The sequence below is a fragment of the Collinsella sp. AF15-51 genome (assembly GCF_003462845.1).
GTDB lineage: Bacteria > Actinomycetota > Coriobacteriia > Coriobacteriales > Coriobacteriaceae > Collinsella.
Genome location: NZ_QRYG01000036.1, coordinates 1 through 2,683 on the forward strand (window position 1 = coordinate 1; position 2,683 = coordinate 2,683).

Genomic DNA, 2,683 nt, shown 5'->3' on the forward strand with positions numbered 1-2,683 from the left:
TACCGCCTCGCGGTGACATCGTTTTTATGTCAACCTTGGTCTAACAGAGCCTTATCGTTTGATGTCCGCCAACAATATCCCGTCGAATTTAAAATCGGCGAGTATGCACTTAGGATAATCAGGAAACGTCTTAACGTTAGGCTTCCAGCTCATGAGGCAGTTGGAATTGCCATGGCGTTTATCAATAACATGGCCGATTCGGACTCATGCGAAGTAGTTAAAGAGTTTAGCGCGGATATCTACGATCGTGTTCTGGAGGAGTCAACCGTTGCTGTTGAAAATCGGCTTGGCATTCAAGTTGATCGGGAAGGTTTCGATTACGCAAGGTTCGCAACCCATCTTCAGTACTTATTCAATAGGTTGAACTCTGGCGAAAGCATCGTGAGCGACAACCGCAAGATGTACCTCTCGCTCAAAAAAGAATATCCGGTGGCATCAATGTGCGCCGATGATATTGCTTCTGTTCTCAGCCGACTGACGGGGCGGGAACTTATAGACGAAGAAAGACTCTACCTCATGATGCACATCAATCGAATTGCATCGAAAACAAGGTAATTAGTTGGCAAAGGCGCGCGCTTTGCTGATGGTTACATATAAAACTCAACATGGGAGAAATGGTATTTATGGCAGATACAACCAAGCTCGCTGCCGAGATTCTCGAGATGGTGGGCGGCGCAGACAACGTTACATTTGTAGCTCACTGCATGACTCGTTTAAGGTTCAACCTTAAGGACGAAAGCATCGTAGACGATGCAAAAGTCAAGGCGATTGATGGCGTGATCGACATTCGCCATTCCGCGGGGCAATATCAGGTGATTGTGGGACCTAAGGTCGATAAGGTCTATGAAATCGTTGCCAAGGAAACCGGGATTGACGCCGGAGATTCCGAGGCAAGCGAAGGAGAGACTAAGGGCTTTCTGGGAAAGCTAATGAAGTTCATCAGCGGCATCATGATGCCCGTTCTTCCTGCCTTGATCGCATGCGGAATGATAAACGCCATCCTTAGCATTCTGACGACGGCGGGTGCTGTTTCCGCCGAGAGCGGAATATACACTCTGCTGTACGGCATGGGAAATGCCTGCATGTATTTCCTGCCCGTTCTTGTCGGATCATCTGCTGCTCAGTTCTTTGGAACCGATCGATATATCGGTGCGGTACTCGGCGCAATCCTGGTTTATCCGACTTTCGTTGCTGCGGCCGGAGCGGGCGATGCGCTGGATTTGCTCGGCATGAAGTTCACAATGGTGAGCTATTCCTCCACGGTGTTTCCTGCTATCGTGGCGGCTTGGTTCGCATCCGTTCTTAATAAGTGGCTGCGGGCGGTTCTTCCCGATGTTGTGGCATTTGCGCTCGTCCCGTTCCTGACGGTTGCTGTTGCCGCCCCCGTCTCGCTCCTTGTGATCGGCCCCGTTATTCAGCAGGCGAGCTCTTTGCTTGCGGCTGCAGTGCTGGCGGTCTATCAGTTCAGCCCCGTCCTTTGCGGCGTTATTCTCGGGCCGATATTCGGTCTCGTTATGATCCCCCTTGGACTCCATTGGGCCCTGATCGTGCTTTCCATCAACAATATTATGACCGTCGGCTCCGATCCTATCCTTGGACTTCTCTGCTGCAGCATGGGTGTTGTCGGCGCTTGTTTGGCGTTTGCCCTCCGCTCGAAGGACCCGAGTGAAAAGAGTCTTGGGTTCAGCTGTGCCATTACGGGCTTTTTCGGGATTACGGAACCGGCGCTGTACGGCATCATCTTGGTGCACAAGAAGATCATTATCGCTTCCATGGTCGCCGGAGCAATCAGTGCTGTTATCCCGGCGATTTTCAACACCTGTACGTTCGTTATGACGTCGAGCGGCATTTTTAGCTTCCCCGGTTATATGGATCCTTCTGGTGATATGAGCAGCCTCATCGGCGCAATTCTTTGCAATGTCGTCGGTTTAATTCTTAACTTCGTTCTCGTTTACATCCTGTATCGCCCTGATGAAGAGGCGGTAGTGGAGTAGACAATTATTCGGGATGTAAGCTGCCGAAAACCCCGCAGCAGATTGCATGTGGTGGGCTTGCCGTTGATTCACGCGAGCCCACCCTCATTTTTGGAGTGACTAGCTATGACAATTACTGCCGATATGACGTTTGGCGAAATCGCGCTCCTTCCTGAGTTCGCTGGCTTTGGCGAGCACCTTATGCTTTGCCGGCCTTCAACTTGGGAGCGCATGTGGAATAAACCCATTGTGTCTCATATGAATTCTGATGCTAATCCATATGAAACTGCTCGCGTTTTGCGTGGATTGAATCGAATTGTCGAGCTCGTGGATGACGGGAGGCAGGTTGCCTACGATATTTGGGATGAAGCCGACTGCATCCGTGATCCGACTCGGCGCAATACGAAACTGTTCTTCTTTCCCGGGAGACCTAGGGCTCCCTTTATCATTGCTGTTTCGGGCGGAGGTTATCAGAGCGTTTGTCATCAAGTGGAAGGCTTTCCCGTTGCCCCCGAGCTCAACGATGCGGGCTATAACGTGTTCGTGCTGTCATACAGGGTGAGGGTCGAGCCTTTGATGCCGCGCCCAATCGACGATTTAAATCGAGCCGTCCGTTTTGTCCTGGAGAATTCAGCGAAATTTAATGTCGCAAAAAGTTAGGCTCTGTTAGACCAAATTTGACACGATCGGCTGTTCGTCGAACCGGAAAA

3 protein-coding genes are annotated in these 2,683 nt (G+C 50.8%); all 3 read left to right on the forward strand.

Going from position 1 to position 2,683, the window contains the following annotated elements; all coding sequences use genetic code 11:
* A partial coding sequence (locus DWW51_RS10080) for a PRD domain-containing protein (protein ID WP_117774408.1) occupies positions 1–555 on the forward strand: 555 nt, incomplete at its 5' end.
* 68 nt (positions 556–623) lie between these two features.
* Positions 624–1,994 carry a PTS transporter subunit EIIC gene (locus DWW51_RS10085; RefSeq protein ID WP_158567251.1) on the forward strand — a complete coding sequence of 457 codons (1,371 nt, stop codon included), beginning with the start codon at positions 624–626 and terminating at the stop codon, positions 1,992–1,994.
* A gap of 105 nt (positions 1,995–2,099) precedes the next feature.
* Positions 2,100–2,633, forward strand: coding sequence for an alpha/beta hydrolase (locus tag DWW51_RS10090; RefSeq protein ID WP_117774410.1), 534 nt, complete (start codon positions 2,100–2,102; stop codon positions 2,631–2,633).
* Positions 2,634–2,683: the final 50 nt, after the last annotated feature.